We start from the raw sequence: 21,501 nt of genomic DNA on the forward strand, positions 1-21,501 counted from the left end.
TAATTTAAAGCATATCAGATTACAATGAAATAAAAAATAGGGTTTATAAAAATAACTTTATAAACCCTATTTAAGAAGGAGAACAATCAAACTATTTTCAAATTATCCTCTGGATTGCTTATCTTTCCATGCTTTTATAATTCTTTCAACCTCATCTCTTGAATATGAACTATTTTTTACTATCTCATCTGGTTTCCAACCTTCTTTATACATTCTAATTATAAACTCTTCTTTCTTGCTATCTACTTTAGATGTTCCTTTTTTAGAAGTTTTAGAACCTTTATCAGACATATATTTATCAGCATTATCAAGCAAAGTTTCCAAATATCTTACAAAATACTCGGCTCTCTCCAAGTTCTTAACAATATTCTTATCATAATCATCATACTGATTTTTCATACGAACAAGATTTTCTCTCTGATTTTGTATCTCATCTATAATGACATTAAGCTCTTCTAATTTAGAAATAAATAGCTGAACTTTCTTATCGTTTTTATCTATTTTAGCCATATCTCTTTCTAAAGAGTAAATCTTATCCATAAAGTTCTTTCTAGTATCTTCAACTTCTACCATAGCCTCTTTTATGCTGTCAATTCTTTCTAAAATAGTTTCAGATTCTATCTCTGCTTTTCTTATTTGCTGTAATATATCATCAGCATACTCTTCTTTATCTTTAATAAATGAAAGTTTATTTTCTATTTGCGATGCTATATCTATAACAACCTGTATTCCTTCCTCAGCATGCTCTATAATAGCATTGTTTTCTGCTATATTAACAAATCTGTCTTGTATTTCTCCAGACATTTCCATTAACATATTTACTTTTTCCTGAGTATCCTTCAAGCTGTCTTTTTCTTTTTTAAGACTTTCAGCATAATCTAATATCTCATGATGCATTTTCTTTAAGCTGTCAAATTCAGACATAGTCTTATTCATTTCAACTGTTACCGCTTTAGTATCTTCAACCAAAGCATTCAATTTAGAAACATCATTTTTTATAGATGCTGCCATTTCTTTAGCATTATCAAATACTTTAACAGTATTCAAATATTTGTCTATATCCTTAGCTATATCATCTATTTTTGATTTCATAGCCTCATATTCTAAAGAAATATCATTTGTTTTTACATCAAGCATTTTATCAATAGATTCAACTGCATCATTTAATTTTAATTTTAAATCATCAGTTCTATTGTCAAAATCTTTAAGTATAATATTTGTTTTTTCATCATAGCTTAAATTAATACTTTCAAGTCTTGCATCTATTTCAGAAGAATATTTAGTTATATCTTCTTCCAAAGCAGAAACAATATCTTTCATATTTGTAATTCTCTCATCATACTCATCTAAATTATTAGTATGAGCTTTGATTATCTCTTCTTTTGCTTTCTGTATATGCTCTTTAGCATCATTCATTAAAAGCGATAATGTTTGTTCTAAATTAGAATTAAGTCTTGCTATATATTTCTCATATTTCTCATTAGCAGATTCTTCTATAGTACGAACATTTTCTTCTATAATGTTATTCGCTTCAGATATTCTTTCATTAACTGCTTCTGATATAGAATCTTTTAATGCTGTCAATGATTCGGAAAGTCCTTCATAATGTGCTTTCAAAGCATCAAACTCAGAATTCTTTTCTTCTAATAAAGCAGACATTCTACTAGAAACATTCTCTATTATAGAATCAAATTCAGTTACTTTATTTTCTACAGTAGATTTAGCATTATTAGATAATTCTTCTAATCTAGAATTGAATTTCTCTCCTTGAAGTTCTATATCCTGAGAGTAAGCATTGATTTTATCTTTCAATTCCAATGCTTTTTCCTCTATCATGATTTTTAATTTTTCTACTGATGGAGCAAGCTCATTTTCTAAATTATTCATTTGCTCCTCAACAGCTTCAAGTTTTTCTTTATTATCTTCAACAGAAGTTAAAAACTCATCTTTAATGCTCAAAGCCTGTTTCAAATCAGAAACAACATCTTCAACAGAAGTACTTATTTGAAGTTTAGTATCATCTAACTGAGTATATAAAGATTCTATTTTTTCATTATAGTCTTTATACGCTTCTTCAAATAATTTTGAGAAATCCTCATGATTTTTCTCTTGTCTATCAGTATAGAATTTTTCAGTAGTTAAGTACATCTCTTTTAATTTAGCAACTTCATCATTATGTATAGATCTAATTTCATCAACTGCTTTTTCACCTTCCATATTTACAGACATTTTTAATTCACTGATAAATTCTTCCTGATAAGTATCTATTTTCTTTCTAAATTCAATAATATTATCTTCAAGCTCTTTATTCATATTATTGAATGCCTCAGTTATCTTATTATTAATATCATTTTCAATACCCTCTATAGCACTTCTTACATCAGAGAATTTATCAAATTTCTTCATTTCATTATTAATAAAATTCTCAACTATAGTCATTATATGAGGTGTCAAATCATTAGTTTCTTTTACTATAGATTCATTAAAGGAAGAAATTAAATTATTAATATCCTCTCTCGCCTTAGCCAAATCACTATTATTTTCTTCAGTCATTCTATAAGACAATGAGTTAATATACTCTTCAGCTTCTTTTACTTTATTGCTGAACGCTTCTTCTTTCTCAGCTATCTTTAATGAAGCAATATCAGCAGCTTCTGATACGGCACTTGTTAAACTTTCCAACTTATTTTTGATATTTATATCAGAATTTTTAACCATATCCATAAGAGCTTCTCTCTCTCTGCGAACAGTCTCTACTTCCTGAGATATATGTTTCTGAGATTGACTTAACATTCTAAGCTCATTTTCCTGCTCTTTAATATTAGCCTTCATGCTATTTATGAAAGAATTTATATCATTTTCTGCTTCATCTATTTTGCTTATTATACCTTTTAATCTATCATTTTCCAATAAGTCTATTTGGTCTTTAGTATTTTCTACTTTGTTATTCAAATCTATAAGTATTTTTTCTGCATCGCTTCTTAAACTATCCACTTCAGAAATTATAGCATCTTTATAGAAATCTTTTATTCTATCAGCTGAAGCATAAGCATCTTCAAAATGAACTATTCTAGCTTCTATACGCTTTCTGAACTCATCATTAGATTCTTCAAATACTTTTATAATATCATCTCTGAATGAATCTGTAAGATATCTTAAATCAGTATCCATAGAATCATTTTGTATGCTTTCAAACATATCTGCAACCTGTCTTCTCTCATCTTCAATCATAGAAATAACATCATCTCTGCTTATAGTATCGAATGAAATTTTATTTTTCAAGGCTTCTATACTATCAATGATATTAATTTTCTCCTGATTAAACATAGTCATAGTTGCATCTTGTTCTTTTATAAGCTCAATTATTGATCTTCTGAAACTAATAAACTCATTCAAAAGTCTGTCTCGGTCGCCTTCTATAGTATTTAAAGCTTCATCAGAATATATAGCTCCGCTTTCATATTTAAGTTTAATATCATCTATTTCAGCCATTAATCTATCTCTTTCAGCCTGCAAAGCCTCTGCTAAATCTTTTATATTGGCTATTCTTTCATTAAACTCATTTCTAAATCCAGCCATTTCATTAGATATATTTTCTTTATATCTTTTGATGCTCTCAGAAAAATCCTGTTCTAATATTTGGAAATCATCTCTAATCTTAGCACCATACTGCTGAGCCATATTAGCTAAGTCATTATTAGTAGGAACAGAACCTAATATTTCATTTCTTAAAGAAACAAACTCCTCTTTAAGTTCATCTTTCAAAGTTTCTTTTTCTTCTACAAATATCTGACTTACATTTTCTAAAGTAGGCATATCACTAAGTATATCTTCTTTCATTTTCAAAAGCTTAGTTTCAACAGAATCCTGTTCTTTAGAAAGAACTTCTGCAACAGCTTCAACAGTAGAGTAGTTTTCTTCTATATTTTTTCTGAATGATTCTAATGTTTCATTTATTCTAGCTCTTTCTTCCTCTATCAATTTTTCTACATAAGAACTATCAACTTTTACAGCTTCTTCATTTTCAGAAATTTCTGCTTTTTTATTATCAATAGAAGTTGTTATTTCCTGTTTGTAACTATCAATAAGTTTTTCTATTTCTTCTCTCGATACAGAAACATCTTTTATATTATTAATCTCTTTTCTTATCTCTTCAAATGAAGATTCCAAATCTGCCTTTTCTACATCTAAAAGATTATTCAAGTTATTTAAATAATCTTTTTTAAGTGCTTCAAATCTCTCTTCTGCAGATATGTATTCGACTCTCACAGCTGATTTGAAATGGTCAAGTTCATCTATTAATTTTGCTTTTTCTTCTTCAAACATTTTAGCAAAATTTTTATTGTCTTCATGATTATTAAGGATTTCATCTCTTAACTCATAAAACTCATTAGTTATATCTTCTTTTTCAGATACGAAAAGATCAGCAAGTTCATCTATATTAGGAACTGAGTTTATTATTTGATTTTTAAACTCTTCAAAGCTATTTAAAAGCTCTGAATCTTTACTTGATACTTCCTCAGCTATTCTAGAATAAACCTCTTTTCTAAACTCATCTATTGTATTAAGAAGTTCTTTTTTATCTTTCGCCAATTCATTAGAAAGTTTCAAAGTATTAGTATTAAGCTCATTATTTATCTTACTTATATAAGATTCCAAAGCTTTTATTTTTATATCTACACCTTTACTAGAACTGTTAATATCATCTTTTATAGAACTAATATTATTTTCTATATAGTCCAAAGTATTTTTCTCTTCTGTTTTTAAGCTGTTTTGAAGATTAATAACCTTAGATTTTACTTTATCATCATAATCATCTAATATAGAATATAATTTCTCTCTATATTTAGCTAAATCAGCACCCAAAGATCCTTGATTGTATTCTAAGTCTTTTATTCTACTATCAAACAAATCTATTTTTGAAATACTTTCTTCTAATTTAGAATCAACATTATTTTGCAATTCTAACTGTTTATTATAGATATCCTCTTTAAGAAGTTCTATCATAGATTTGATTTCAGAATAATCAGCATTATCGGATGCTATATCCTTAGCATTATCTAATGTATTTGTTATTGAATTAAGGTTAGAAGATTTCCAGCTATTCAAATCATTTTGCATAGTTTCTATTTTATCTTTGAACTCTGCAAATGAGTCATTGAATTGCGATTCTAATCCTTCTTTTAATACATCAAAATTATCAGATATTATATTGCCATACAATTCTACAATTTTCTCTTCACTAGACCATGTATCTTCAAAGAACTCTATTCTTTTTTCTATTCTATCTTTAAACTCCTTAGTATCTTTTTCTATATTATCAACTAAATCATTTTTGATAGATACTATACTGTCATTGAAGTTATTAAATATATTATCAAGTTTTTCTTCTAATATGGATATTTCTTCTGCACCAGCATAAGATTTAGGCAAAGAATCCATTATATCATTTAAATCTCTATAAATTTCCTCTTTGCTATCCAATATTTTATCTTCCAATTTACTAATGTTAGATAATTGAGGTATAACAGTTTCTTTAAATGATTCTAAATTTTCATTAAGCTTTCTAAAATCTTCATAAACTGCATCAATATTTTCATTAGTTATATCAGAATTATATTCATTTGATAAATTTTCTTTTAGCTCTCTCAATTCATCAGAAAGTCTTATAACCTCATCATTTAAACTAGTATCAACACCTTTCACCTTATCTTTTATAACAGATAAATCTTTTTCTAAATCCTCTATTTTTAAGAAATCATTTTTAAGAGAATTGAATGATTCTTCTAATCTATTTCTCTCCTCAATTAAATCATTATAACTATGATTGTCTTTTATAGAAGAAATTTCATCTTTAAATTCATCTATAGTATTTGATATAATAGATTTATATTCTGATAAAGAAGATTCCAAACCAGAAATACTATCATCATTGCTGCTGATTTTAGCACTTAAAGTTTCAAATACATCATCTATCGCAGATTGTATACGCAATTTTTCTGAATCAATAAAAGCCTCTGCTCTTTCATCTGTGCTGATTAATATATCATCTTTCAATGAAGCAAAAGAAGATTTTAACTCATCAACTTCTTTCAATAATAATTCTTTTTCATTGACATAGAACTGAAGTATATTATTTTTATCCAATACAGCATCTTTTATCTCATCTATAGATTTATCAAAATCTCTAGTAAGAGTTGAATACTTATTATCTATTTCTTCTTTAACTTTATTTATCTCATCGATAAGAGATACTTTAACATTTTCTATATCTTCTAATATGTCTGTTACTGAAGAAATTTTCTCACTGTACTCTCCGAATAGGGATAATATATGTTCATTATTAGATATAAAATCGCTTACTTGAGTTTTAAATCTTTCGTCTATATTAGATTTGAAATACTCAAATTCTGAAGACAATTTATTCACAGAAGTATATAATTCTTCTTTTTCTAAATCTATTCTATCAGAAATATCTTTTGCTTTATTTTCTAATTGAGTATTAACTACTAATAATGAATTTTCTATATTATTTAATTTTCCTCCTATATCTTTTAAACCGTCATAATTAACATTATCTTTAAATTCACTATAAAGCTCTAATAACTCATTTCTAATATCTTCTAATGAAGAAGCCTGCTCCTCTTTAAGTTCAGTTTCATAAGCTGATATCTTATTAACTATTTCCTCTTCTTTATTAGATATAAGATCATTTATCTGAGATTCCAAACTTTCTATAACATCTCTTAACTTATCATCAGAATCTTCAAGCATTTTAGATACGGCATTATTAATACTTTGATTCAACATATTGAATGAATCATTTATCATAATATCTAAATCATATTTATTTTTCTCTATATCTTCTAAAGTTTTGGACATTTTATCATTTGAATATTCTTCAATTTTAGTTATAGATTCATTAAATTTTGTTTCTAAATTATCAAAAGAAGATTTCAATATATTATCCAAATCTATTTTAGATAAGTTCATTTTATCATATAATTGAGATTCTAATTCTGAATAATATTCTTTCAAATATTTTTCAAGATATTCTCTGCCGCTCAATAAAATACTATATACAACTTCTTTTCCTTTTATCTCTGAATCATCTAAATAATTAGATATACTTTCTCTAGCTTCTTTTAGTTGTTTAACTAATTCTTCAATGCCATTTTCCTTCCAATTAGATATATCATTATCTATAGACTCTATTTTATCTTTTAAATAACCAATAGAGTTATTGATTTTTATATCATTAGCATTTCTAATATCATTCAATTCTTCTTTTATATCAGCTGAGAAGATATTTTTCAATTTACCGCTGTCGGACCAAGTATCCTCAAAATAGCTAATACGCTTTTCCAATCTATATCTAAAGTCTTTATTATCTTCTCTTATTTGATTGAAAAGATTAGTTAATTCTTCTTTTTCTTTAATAAATGTCTGCTCTATTATATCGCTATTTTCAGATTTAGAAATTAAATCATCTTTAATAGAAGATAGTTTATTATCTAATTCTTCTTTTTCCTTAGAAAGAAGATTTTCCAATTCAGAAGATTTATTAATGCTGTTTTCTATCTGTTCTTTAATCCCATCAATTCTTAAATTTAATTTACCGACATTAGATGTGAGATTATTTAATTCTATAGAATACTCATCTAAATCTCTTACTATATCATCTTTTATTCTATCTTCAAAATCGGATAATCTGTTTGATAAAGCCTTAACCTCATCTTTTAAGAGTATATCAACATCAGACATATTTTCTTTTAATTGATATAAATTACTTTCTAAATTTCCTAATTTAGCAAAATCTTCTTTTATAGTATTAAAAGAATCTTCCAAAGCTTTCTTTTCTAAAGCTAACTGCTCTATTGTATTATCTTTCTTAACAGTTTCTATTTCAACTTCTAAATTATCCATTTTTTCTAATAAATTTAACTTATCAGAAATAATAGTATCCTTTAATTTGTTAACCTCATCATCAGTAATATTTAATCTGTCAAGAACTACACTTGTAAACTCTTCAAAGATACGCTCTATCTCTTTTTTCTTATCATCAAATAAAGCAGGAACATCTTCATTGTCAAATCTCAATGATGATTCTCTGAAAGTTTGGAAATCATTTTTAAGTTTTTCAAGTTTCTCTATAATAGTATTATTTTCATCACTATGTAATGATATTAATTGATCTTTATCTATTACAGAATTCTTCATCATATTAATTGCATTATTCAAATCAGAATTTAAATCTGCATATTTTTCTTTTAAATCAGAAGTCTCATTATCTAATTTTTCATTTACAGAACGAATCTTTTCATTTAAAACTGACATATATTTTTTGAATAATACAGATTCTGTTTCTTTCTCTAATTTTTCAATAGCATCTAAAACTTTACTGCTTGTTTCCTCTTCAAATCTAATTAAAGCATCATTAAAACTGCTTTCCAAATTATCAAAAGAGTCTCTTACCATATCATCTAATTCTTCTTTAGCTTCGGTAAGCATATTCATTTTTTCTGCTATTTCAGTATTCAATTTATCAGAATATTCTTTTAAGTATTCATCTATATAGTTTTTCTCATTATTTAAATGTTTAGATTCTGATTCTTCTCTGGCTTTTTCTATTTCTTCTTCTACTAATTTAGAATAATCTTTCAAAGAATTCAAAGAATTATTATATGCATCATTTATCAAATTAGAATAATACTCATAACCCGATTTCATATCATCAATAAATTTTTGATAATCATCTGATAATTTATTCTTTTCATCTTTTCTATAATTTTCTATATTTTTTATTTCTTCATTATATCTATCTGAAGCCTCATTAAGCATATTATATATACTATTAAAATTAGTATTTATTTCATTATTAAGTTTTGAATCTATATCAGATAATTTATTTTCTATATCTGCTATCTTTTCATCTAACTTATTATATATGCTTGATTCTTTTTCTTCTATTTTTGATAGAATATCAGATAATATTTTTTCAGCTTTAACATCCGAATTATCTATATAACTTGAAATATTATTTTTAGCTTCTTCTAATTGTGCCAATAGCTCATTGATTCTTCCATCTTTCCAGCTTATAATATCATTATCCATAGAATCTATTCTTGATTTAAGCTCATTCAAATATTCATCTCTGAAGGAAGTCAAATCAGAATTCATAGAATCCATTTTATCTTTCAACTCATTGATAGAATTTTCAAATTTTAATTCTGTATATGATTTAATATTTTCTATCTCATCTCTTATATCAGAAGAGAACAAACTTCGTATTCTGGCATTATCAGACCAAGAATCTTCAAAATATTCTATGCGTCTTTCAAGTCTTTCTCTAAACTCTACATTATCGTTTCTAACTTTATCAAAAAGACTCTCTAATTTTTGCACTTCATCATTAAACAATGTTTCTATGCTGTCATTTTTTCCAGATATTGAAAGAAGATTGTCCTTTATTGAAGACAATTTACTTTCCAATTCTTCTTTATCTTTTAATATAGTATTTTCTATCTCAGAAGATTTATTCAAAGAATCATGCATATTTACTTTTATAGATTCTATATAATCATTTAATGTATTTACATTAGAGTTAAGCATACTTAAATCATTTGAATAATCTTCTAAATCTTTAGAAATATCTTCTCTGATTTTAGAGTCAAGTTCTTCAACTTTTGAAACTAAGTTTTTAACTTCATCTTTTAAATTTATATCAACATCTACCATATCGTCTCTTAATTGATATAAATTATTTTCAAGATCTTCTAATTTAGAGAAGCTATCCTTTATAGAATTAAATGACTCTTCTAAAGCATTCTTTTCTAAAGTCAATCTATTAATAGTATCATCATCTCTTAGAGAGTACAATTCATTTTTCAAATTATCTATTTTCTCTAAAATGAAAGACTTATCTTCATATATTATATCTTTAACATAATTAATATCACTTTCTGAATTATTTACTCTATCTAATAATGCCTCAGTGAATTCTTCAAAAGCATTTTCAATTTTTTTCTTCTCTTCATCAAATAGAGAAGGGATAGACTCTTTATTAGTTTTTAATATATCTTCTTTGAAACTTTCAAATTCTTTTTTAAGTTCATCTACTTTTGAAACTAGAATCTCTTTTTCAGAAGACTGCATTTCTAATAATTCATTTCTATCTAATATTGAATCTTTTAACACTTCCAATGAAGTATCAAAATCTTTGCTCAAAGATTCATATTTTTCAATTATAGAATTAATATCATCATAAACTTTATTATTCAATGAAGCTATATTAGAATCCATTTTTTCTGTGATATTTGACAAATCACCATCCATTCTTTCATTGATTTTAGATATCTCATCTTCTATCTTTTTTGAGATGCCGTTTAACTGTTCTGTTAGATAAACACTGTATTCATTTTTATCAAATATAACTGCTTTAGAATCTTTCTCTAATTTTTCAATGACTTCTAAAAGTTTATTATTAGATTCTTTTTCAAATTTAGATATAGCTTCCTGCATATTCAATTCTAAATTATTAAATGAATCCTTTATGATATTATCCAAACTATCTTTAGCAGCATTCAAAGTATCAATTTTTTCTGAAACTTTAGCATCCAATTTATCAGAATAATTTTTCAAATAATCATCAATATAATTTTTCTCATTATTTAAATGCTTAGATTCTGATTCTTCTCTGGCTTTTTCTATTTCTTCTTTAACCAAATTAGAATAATCTGTCAAAGAATTAACAGAGTTATTATAAGCTTCATTTATCAGATTAGAATAATGATTATAACCAGATTTTATATCTTCAATAAGCTTTTTAGAATCTTCCAATAATTTATCCGATTCTATAGTTCTGTAATTTTCAATATTTTCTATTTCTTCATTATACTTAACTAAAGCATCATTAATCATATTATGAAGATTATCTAAATTTACTGCTATATCATCATTAAGTTTAGAATTTGTTTCTGATAATCTATTTTCTATTTCCGCTATTTTTTCATCTAATCTGCTGTAGATATTATTTTCTCTTTCTTCAATTTTAGATAAAACTTCACTGATAAGTTTATTCTTTTTATCTTCTGTAGTATCCAAATAAGCAGATATATCTTGCTTAGCAGTTTCTAATTGAGATAATAGATCATTGATATTATTTTCTTTCCAAATAGAAATATCATCATTCATAGCATCTATTTTATTATTCAAATCATTAAGATAATTTTCAAATTTGATTTCTGTTTCTTTTTTTATCTCTTCTAACTCATCTCTCATTTCAGAAGCATACAAACTTCTTAATTTTGTACTATCTGACCAAGTATCTTCAAAATAAGTTATACGCTTCTCTAATCTGTCTCTGAACTCTATATTTCCATTATGAACTTTATCAAATAAATCCTCCAATTTAGAAACTTCATCATTAAATAATGTCTCTATACTATCGTTTCTTGAAGACATTGAAAGAAGATTGTCTTTTATAGCAGATAATTTATTTTCCAATTCTTCTTTATTTTTTAATATATTGTTTTCTAATTCTGATGATTTATTTATAGAATTAATTATATCATTCTTAATATTATCTATATCAGAATTAACATTATTCAAGCTTGAAGTGAATTCTTTTTCTATATTCTCAAACTTATCATATACACTAGCTGCATCATCTTTCATATTATCTCTTAATTCATACAAATGTTTCTCCAAATCCTCTAATTTGGCAAAATCATTTTTTATTGAATTAAATGATTCTTCCAATGCTTCTTTTTCTAAAGTTAATTGAGTCAATATATCATCTTCTTTTAAAGAATTTATATCAGTTTTCAAATTATCTATTTGTTTTAATAAAGTAAGCTTATCTTCTGCAATAATATCTTTTATATAATTAATATCGCTTTCTGAAACATTAACTCTATCTAATAGATTATTTGTAAACTCTTCAAATGCATCTTCAATTCTCTGTTTCTCCTGTTCAAATAAAGCAGGTATACTATCTTTATTAGCATTTAAAACTTCTTTTTTGAAATTATCAAACTCATTTTTAAGTTCATATAATCTGCTTTCCAATAACTCATTTTTGAAATTATCAAGTTCTGTTTTTACTTCATATATTCCGCTTCCCAATAATTCTTTATCTGAATCATGAAGCTCTGTAAGTTCATTTATTCTATTTTCTAGAAGTTCTTTTTCTGAATTATGAAGCTCTGTAAGTTCATTTATTCTATTTTCTAGAAGTTCTTTTTCTGAATTATGAAGCTCTGTAAGTTCATCTCTATCTAAAATAGAACTCTTAATCAAATCTAATGTCTCTTCAAAATCTATATTCAAAGCATCATATTTATTTCTAAGCTCTGATATACCATTATCAAATTTAGAAGTTACATTATATATTTCATTATCTATTTTACTGTTTATTGAACTTAAATGATTTTCTAATTCTTTAATATATTCATTATAATTAAGCAATTTATCTGATTCTAATTTTCTTATAACTGAATTTACTTTATTATCTGCATTTTCATTTATTTTAGCTATAGCATCATTAAAATTGCTGTTTAATGTAGCAAACGAATCTCTAATCATATCATCTAATTGATTCTTGCTTTCATTTAATATATTTATTTTATCTGCAATTTGATTTTCCAATTTATCAGAATAATTTTTCAAATACTCATCTATATAATTTTTATTTATATTATTATCATGTACAGCTTCTTTTCTAGCATCTTCTATTTCAGCTTTTATTTTATTTGTATATTCTGACAAAGAAGATAAAGAATCTTTATAAGCTGAGTTTATCAATTTAGAATAGTAATCATATCCTGATTTTATGTCTTCTAAAAGTTTGCTTCCCTCTTCATTTCTATAATGCTCAATATTTTGTATATCTTCATCATATTTACTTATGGCTTTATCTAGTTTTTCTTTTACTTCTTCTAACTTATTATATGCATCATCAGAAACTTTAATATCTAAAACTGATAATTTATTTTCTATATCAGCTATTTTAGAATCTATTCTGTTATAGATAGCATTTTCTTTTTCTTCTATTTTAGAAAGCACATCAGAAATTAATTGTTCTTTTCTATTTTCTGTTGAATCTAAATAATTTGTTATATTATTTTTTGCTGCTTCTAATTCTGAAAGAAGTTCATTAATTTTTCCATCTTTCCAGCCAGATATATTTTCATCAATAGTTTCTATTCTGCCTGCCAAATCATTAAGATAATTTTCAAATTTTAATTCAGTTTCCTTTTTAACTTCTTCCAATTCATTTCTCATTTCAGCAGCATATAAACTTCTTATTCTTGTACTGTCAGACCAAGTATCTTCAAAGTATTCTATACGCTTAGTCAATCTATCTCTGAATTCTATACTATCATTTTTGAAACTATCAAATAAACTCTCTAACTTTTTAACCTCATCATTAAATAAAGTATCTGAAACTTTATTGTTAGATGATATTAATGACAAATTCTCTTTTATAGAAGATAATCTATTTTCTAATTCCTCTTTATCTTTTAATATAGTATGCTCTAATTCTGATGATTTATTTATAGAATTATTTATAGCATCTCTAATTACATTAATATCAGAACTTAAATCTCCAATATTATCGCTTATAGTATCCATATTAGAAGATATATCTCTTATATTATTATCATTTTCTTTGATTTTATTTTCAAAAGAATTAAATTTATCAGATAAACTTTTAACCTCATCTTTTAAATCTAAATCAAAATTATCCATATTATTTTTTAATTCATATAAATGATTTTCTAATTCTTCTAATTTTGAGAAATCATTTTTTATAGAATTAAATGAAACTTCTAAAGCCTGTTTATCTAAAGCTAATTGAGTTATAGTATCATCTTCTCTTAAAACATCAATTTCTGATTTCAAATTATCTATCTTTTCTAATAGTGAAATTTTATCTTCAGAAATGATATCTTTTATATAATTAATATCTCTTTCAGAATCATTTACTCTATCTAATAAAGTATTAGTAAAATCTTCAAATGCTTTTTCTATTCTCTCTTTTTCTTCATCAAATAGAGCAGGTATATCATCTCTATTTGCCGCTAATATCTCATATTTAAAACTTTTAAACTCATTTTTAAGCTCATCTATTCTTTCTGATAAAAGTTCTTTTTCAGAAGTTTGAAGTTCAATGAGTTCATCTCTGTCGAGTATTGAACTTTTTATTATATCTAATGATTCTTCAAAATCAGCATTTAACTCTTTATATTTGTTTTTCAAATCAGATATATCATTATCAAATTTTGAAGATACATTATACATCTCATTATCTATTTTGGCACTGATAGCTCTTAAATTTTCTTCTAATTCAGAAACATAATTTTTATAACTGAAGAATCTTTCTGATGCATCTTTTTCTATTTTTTCAAGAGCACTATTGATTTTAGAATCAGCATGCTCATTGAATTTTAATATAGCATCATTTAAATTAATATTTAATGTATTAAATGACTCTTTTATCATATCATCTAATTTATTTTTACTGTCATTTAATATATTAATTTTTTCATTAACTTTATTGTCTAATTTAGCAGAATATTCTTTTAAATACTCATCTATATAATTCTTTTCATTATTTAAATGTTTATTTTCAGCTTCTTTTCTAGCTTTTTCTATATCACTTTTTATTCTATTGGTGTAATCAGCCAAAGATGATAATGAATCTTTATATGTAGTATTTATGAGTTTAGAATAATAATCATATCCTGATTGTATATCACCTAATAATTTACTGCCTTCTTCAGCTCTATGATGTTCAATATTCTTAATCTCTTCATTATATTTATTTATAGCTTTATTTACTATATTTTCTACTTCTTCTAATCCTCTAGCTATATCATCAGATACTTTTCCATCAACTACTGATAATCTGTTTTCAATATCTTCTATTTTTGCATCTATTCTATTATAGATAGAATGTTCTTTATCTTCTATTTTTAATAATATATCAGAAAGGAATTCCTCTTTTTTTCCTTCAGAAGATTCTAAATAATCTTTTATGCTTTCTTTAGCATTTTCCAACTGCTCTAATAATTCATTAATTCGTCCGTCTTTCCAGCTGGATATGTCTTTATCCATAGCATCAATTCTTTCTTTTATATCATTAATATATTCATCTCTCCAAGAAGAAGCATCATTATTAATGTCCTCTATTTGAGATTTTAAATCATTAACATAATTTTCTAATTTTATATCAGCTTCTGCTTTGATATTTTCCAATTCATCTCTTAAATCAGCTGCATAAAGGCTTCTAATTCTTCCGCTGTCAGACCAAGTGTCTTCAAAATAATCTATACGCTTTTCTAATCTGTCTCTAAATTCAGCATTATCTGTTTTGATATTATTAAATAAAGAATCTAATTTTTTTACTTCATCAGCAAATAAATTTTCTATATTCTCATTTTTACTTAATGCTTTGAAAAGATTTTCTTTTATAGATGAAAACTCATTTTCTAATTCAGAAGATTTATTTATAGAATTTTTTAAATTATCTCTAATTTTATCTATGCTGTAAGACAAATTATCGAATCTTTCATCAGTTACAGCTTTATTCTCAAATTCTTCAAATCTTTCAGATAAAACTTTTATATCATCTTTGAAATTTAAATCTATATCTTCAACATTATCTCTCAATTGATATAAAGCAGTTTCTAAATCAGATAATTTACCGAAATCATCTTTAATAGTATTGAAAGAATCCTCCAATGACTGTTTATCTAAAGCCAACTGTGCTATAGTATTGTCATCTTTTATAGATTCTATATCTCTTTTTATATTATCAATCTTTTCTAAGAATGCATTTCTATTTTCAACTATAACATCTTTAACATAGTTTATATCATTTTCAGAATTATTCATTCTATCCAAAAGATTAGAAGTAAAGTATTCAAATGCTTTTTCTATTTTTTGTTTTTCTTCTTCAAATAGAGTAGGTATATCTTCCTCATTTGCTTTTAAAAGCTCATCTTTGAAAGAATCAAATTCTGTTTTCAAAGTTTCCATTTGCTCAGATAAGATCTCTTTTTCGGAATTATGTAATTCCATAAGCTCATCTCTATCAAGTATAGAAGCCTTAATCATATCTAATTCCTCATCAAAATCAGTACTCAAATCTTTATATTTTGTTTTAACATCAGATATCTCATTATCTAATTTTGAAGAAATATTATAAAGCTCATTATCTATTTTAACACTTATAGCTCTCAACTGTTCTTCTAATTCAGATATATATTTATTATCATTATTCAATCTTTCTTCTGCTTCTTTTTCTAATCTATTAACAACAGAATGTATTTGTGTATTAGCTTCCTCATTAAATCTGTTCATAGCATCATTCAAGTTGGAATTAAGTGTATTGAAAGACTCTTTTATCATATCATCTAATTGAGCTTTACTTTCTGTCAAAATACTTAACTTATCATTAACATGAGCTTCAATTTTTTCTGAGTAGTTTAATAAATAGTCATCTATATAGTTCTTCTCATTACTTAAATGTTTTTCCTCAGCTTCGGATCTTGCTCTCTCTATCTCTTTTTTGATATTTTCAAGATGAACTTCTAATTCAGATACAGCATCTTCATATATCTTATCTATCATAATAGAATATTCTTCATAATCTTCTCTTATACTGTTGCCTAAATCTTCTATATCAGATATTATATTTTCTGTTTCAGTTTCTCTATGATGTTCAATTCTTTTTATTTCTTCATCATATTTTGCAACAGACTCATTTATTCTATTATGTATTTCTTCTAAACTATTTCCTATTGCATTGTTCAATTTTTCATCTACAGAAGCAAGTTTATTTTCAGCTTCTGAAATTTTTTCATCTATACGAGAATAGATTTCATTTTCTTTCTTTTCTATATCATTAATCATGTCAATGATAAATTGATTCTTTTTACCTTCTGAAGTATTAATAAATTCTTCTATTCCCCTTCTAGCTTCATCTAATTGAGAAAGCAAAGTATTTAAATTACCATTTTTCCAATCATATATATCCTGCTCTATTAACTTCATTTTTTCTTTCAACTCAGAAATATGATTGTCGTATTTGATATCTGCTTCTTTTCTTATATTTTCAACTTCTTCTCTTATGTCAGCAGCATATATGCTTTTGATTTTAGTATTATCAGACCATATATCTTCAAAATAAGACATACGCTTTTCTAATCTATCTTTGAAACTTTCATTATTAGAAGTCAAACTTTCAAATATAGAATCCAATCTATTTTTTTCTTTATTAAGCAATTCTTCTATTTTATCTTTATCCAAGAAAGAAGACATATTCTTTCTTACAGTTTCAAAATTATTATTAAGTGATTCTAAATCTCTATATAATCCGCTGGAATCTTTTTCTATTTTTTCTTCCAAGTTATTTTTGAAATCTCTTAATTTATCAGACAACTCTTTAACATCATCTTTTAATCCGCTGTCTATTCCTTCCATTCTATTTTTAAGAGTAATAAAATCTCTTTCCAAATCAATTATTTTATCAAAATCATCTCTTAAAGCAGTTACTGAATTTTCAAGCACAGCTTTTTCTTCTGATAAAACTGTAACTGTATTATCATCTTTTATGTCATCAACATCTTTTCTTAAAAGTTCTATTTGTGATATTAAATGACTTCTTTCCTCAGATAAAACATCTTTAATATAATGTATATCGCTTTCATTATCTGTGAGTCTCATAAGTAAATTTTTACTGAACTCATCAAACATGTTTTCTATTCTTTCTTTTTCTTCATCAAATAATGCAGGTATTTCCACCTCATTAGTTCTTAACATTTGATCTTTGAAAAGCTCAAATTCTTCTTTTATATCTTCTATCTGATTTTTCAAAAATTCTTTTTCACTATTTTGAAGTTCAATCAATTCATCTCTGTCTATTATAGAAGATTTTATATTATCTATAATACTATTAAAGTTTTCATTAGCATCAGACAAATGAGAATTTAAATCATCAATCTGCTCCAACAAAGTTTCTTTAATATTTTCTATAGTATTACTTAAATCATTGATCTGCTCTAATCTATTATTATGATCATCCAATATAGCAAGTACATTTTCATTATTAGAAATTAATTTATCAGCTTCTTCTCTCAATTTATCATCAACATTATCTTTCAATGATATAAACTCATTTCTTAAGTCCTCTAATGTTAGACCAAGACTATCTCTAACTTCTGCTGCTGTATTAGATATAACTTTATCAGCATGCTTTTTAATTTTAGCAATATACTGCAATGCTTTTTTATTATTAGCTTTTCTTATTTTAGCCAATATTTTAGAGAATCCGCTGTATAAAGTATTGAATGAACTATTTAATTCTTCATTCAAACGATTAACTTCTTCATCTATTTTGAAAGATGCTTTATTTAAATACTCATCTATATAATTAGCTTCATTAGAAAGATGTTTAGCCTCAGATTCCTCTCTTGCTTTTTCTATTTCATCTTTCAAACTATTAGCATAGTCATTTAATGAATCTTTTTCTTTTTTATAGAAATCTTCAAGCATATTAGTATACTGTTCATAATCTTTTCTTATACCAGCACCAATATTTTCTATATCATGAATTATATTCTGACTTTCTTCAAATCTGTATGTTTCTATTTCTTTTATTTCATCTTGATATTTATTTATAGCATTATCTATTAATTCTCTAAGCTCATCTAATTTTTTAGATGCATTTTCTTCTACACCAGCAAATATATCACTGCTCTTTCTATCTATTTCTTCTTTTTTATAAACTATATAAGAATCTATTTCTGATGCTTTAGAATCAATAACGGACTGCATATTATTAGCATTATCAATTATTTCATTAATTCTTTCGCCTAAATTCTCTATGCGAATTTTATATTCATCGCTCATTAGAGATGCATGATGTTTTAATTCTTCATAATCATCTTTTAAATTATTAGAATACTTTTCAAGCATAGCATTATATTCTGCACTTATAGCATTCAAATCAGCTCTTCTTTCATCTAATACACCGTCTATTTTCTTATCTAAAGAATTATATTTATCTTCTATATCAGACATTAATGCTTTTTCTCTATCTTCAGCATTTTCATATACTTTATTTATAGTTTTTTCAAAAGTATCTCTGCCGTTTTCTACTCTATGCATTATGTCTTCGATTTCATCTTTTATCTTGTTCATGCTGTCTCTTTTTTCATTCAAAAGAGTATCAAATGCATCTGTAGCCTGACGAAGTTCATTATGAAGCATATCAACAACTTCTTTTTTACTTTCTTCATTAAATTTTACATTTTCATTTATAGCCAAATCCATTTTGTTTTTAAACTCATCAATGGAGTTTTCTATATTGCTTATTAATTCATCATGTCTTTTTTCGCTTTCATCAACCTGATTTATAACAGAATCAATACTGTCAGTTATAGCTTTCATTTTTGTTTGTTCATAATCATCTAGAACATTTTTTAAATGAGATTTTAAACTTTCTATATAAGAATCGCTGTATTGTGAAATTTCTTTCTTTATATCATCTATTTTTTCTTCAGTATCTTTTATTCCTGTATCTAATTTTTCATTAGCTATGCCTACTAAATCATTGATTTCAGCAGAAGATTTTTCCAATATCTCTAAACGCTTTTCTAAATTTTCTTTTATATTATATTCTGTATCTTTACTTAAAGTATCTATATCAGAAGAAGCTTTATCATACTGTTCTTTCAAACTTGATAATTTCTCATCAATAGCACTCAAATCAGAAGAAGTATTTTTGATATATGAATCAATATTCTGTTCTAATTCTCTTTTTACAGAAGAAAATAATCTTTCTATTTCATTAACTCTGTCATTAGCCTGTGCTTCTAAATCTTTATACAAATATTCTTTTTGTAAGTTTAAAGAATCAAGTATTTCTTCCTGTTTATTATTAAGAATAGATATTATCTCAGAAGTTTGATAATGAGTTTCATCTATTTTATCTTTCAAAAGATTAGTCTCTGTTTCAACATCATTTCTAAGCTCATTGATTTCAGCTATTAAAGAGCTTCTTGCTTTATCTATAGAATACTCCATATCATCTTGAGCTCTAGTTAATATATCATCTTTTAATTTGTCTATATCATTAACTATATCCTCGAATCTGCTTTCAGCTCTAAGCATAGTTTCTTCACTCATACCATCTATAGATATGATTAAATCATTAAGCTCTTTAGTTTTATTTCTATAAAGAGTAATTACTCCGTCGTCTTCATTTTCAAGTACATTCTTTATATGGTTAGAGAAACTTTCTACTTCGGCTATAAATCTATTGTTTATATCATCTTTTAATACAGAGAACTCATTTTCTAATTGATGAGCTTTTTCAGCATAATCTTTGCTTATATAATCTGCTTTATCTTTTATATCATCTATAGATTTTTCCAAAGAATATGCTTTCTGTTCTATAGAATCCAAAAATTCCTCTTTATCCTGACTTATTTTTTCAAGTCCTTCTTTAAGAGTAGAGTAGAGCATCTCTTTAGTTTTTTCCATCTCATCTTTGAATTCTAGTACACTTGACTCTGTTATAGAATTAAGTCTGTCATGTATAGTATCTCTTAAATTATTTAACTCTGTTTCAAGTCCGTCTTTAGACTGACTTAAAGTTTCATAGCGATTTTCTATATCTTTAGATTTAGTATCTATCTCATCAGCAAATGATGAATATTTGTTTATAAGCTCATCTCTGCCTTTTTCAAATAATTCAGCTAATTGTTCTATATTATGACGGGCTGTTCTTTCAGCAAGCTGAGTAAGCTGATTAGTAAATAATTCCTCTTTTTTAGCAACATGAAGCTTGAATTCTTCTGTAAGAGCAGATATTTTTTCTTTTTCCTGTTCTGCCATAGTACTGTAATGTGCATCACGGGCTAAAAGATTAGTAGTAAGTGCATCGAATCTCTTATAAAGTTCGCTTTCAAATTCATTTAATTTAGAATTATAAGATTCGATTAATTTATCCTGAATAGATCCGACATTCTTTTCTAATTCTGTCATTTTTGCTTTAACATCGGATATTCTTTTATAAGTTTTTTCTATAGTATTTCTTTCTTTTAATACAGTATCTACTTTGTTTAATATTTCTAAATAAGCCTCTTCAAGAGAATCAACCTGCTCCTGATACTGAGATACTGCAGCTTTATAATCTTTATATGACTCAATTCTTTTATTTAATTTAGCGAGGTCTTCTTCCATAGATTTGCTTATAAAGCCTGCTTTTTTAACTGCTATCTCCAAATCTATAGCATTATCTCTCACCTCGGAAATCTTTTCTTCTACAATACCTTCCAAAACAGCTTTTTCTTCAGCAAACATTTCATTAAAATCATTATTGCCGTAATTTTTTTTTCTATTGACTACGCTATATATACCGATAAGTAATAGAGGAACAACAAATGTTAGTATTAATTGAAGAACAGGGGTCATAAAAAAACTCCGTAA

At 25.5% G+C, this 21,501-nt stretch carries 1 protein-coding gene; it reads right to left on the minus strand.

From position 1 onward, the window contains the following. Positions 1 to 102: 102 nt before the first annotated feature. Positions 103 to 21,486 carry a SpiroCoCo family coiled-coil protein gene (locus BHAMNSH16_RS00645; protein WP_069732004.1) on the minus strand — a complete coding sequence of 7,128 codons (21,384 nt, stop codon included), beginning with the start codon at positions 21,484 to 21,486 and terminating at the stop codon, positions 103 to 105. Positions 21,487 to 21,501 lie beyond the last annotated feature (15 nt).

Origin of the sequence: Brachyspira hampsonii, from assembly GCF_002214805.1 — a bacterium.
Classification (GTDB): domain Bacteria; phylum Spirochaetota; class Brachyspiria; order Brachyspirales; family Brachyspiraceae; genus Brachyspira; species Brachyspira hampsonii.

Bases quoted from the DNA above. Each gene is read 5' to 3' on its own strand.
- BHAMNSH16_RS00645 (WP_069732004.1), bottom strand. From the start codon at position 21,486: ATGACCCCTGTTCTTCAATTAATACTAACATTTGTTGTTCCTCTATTA.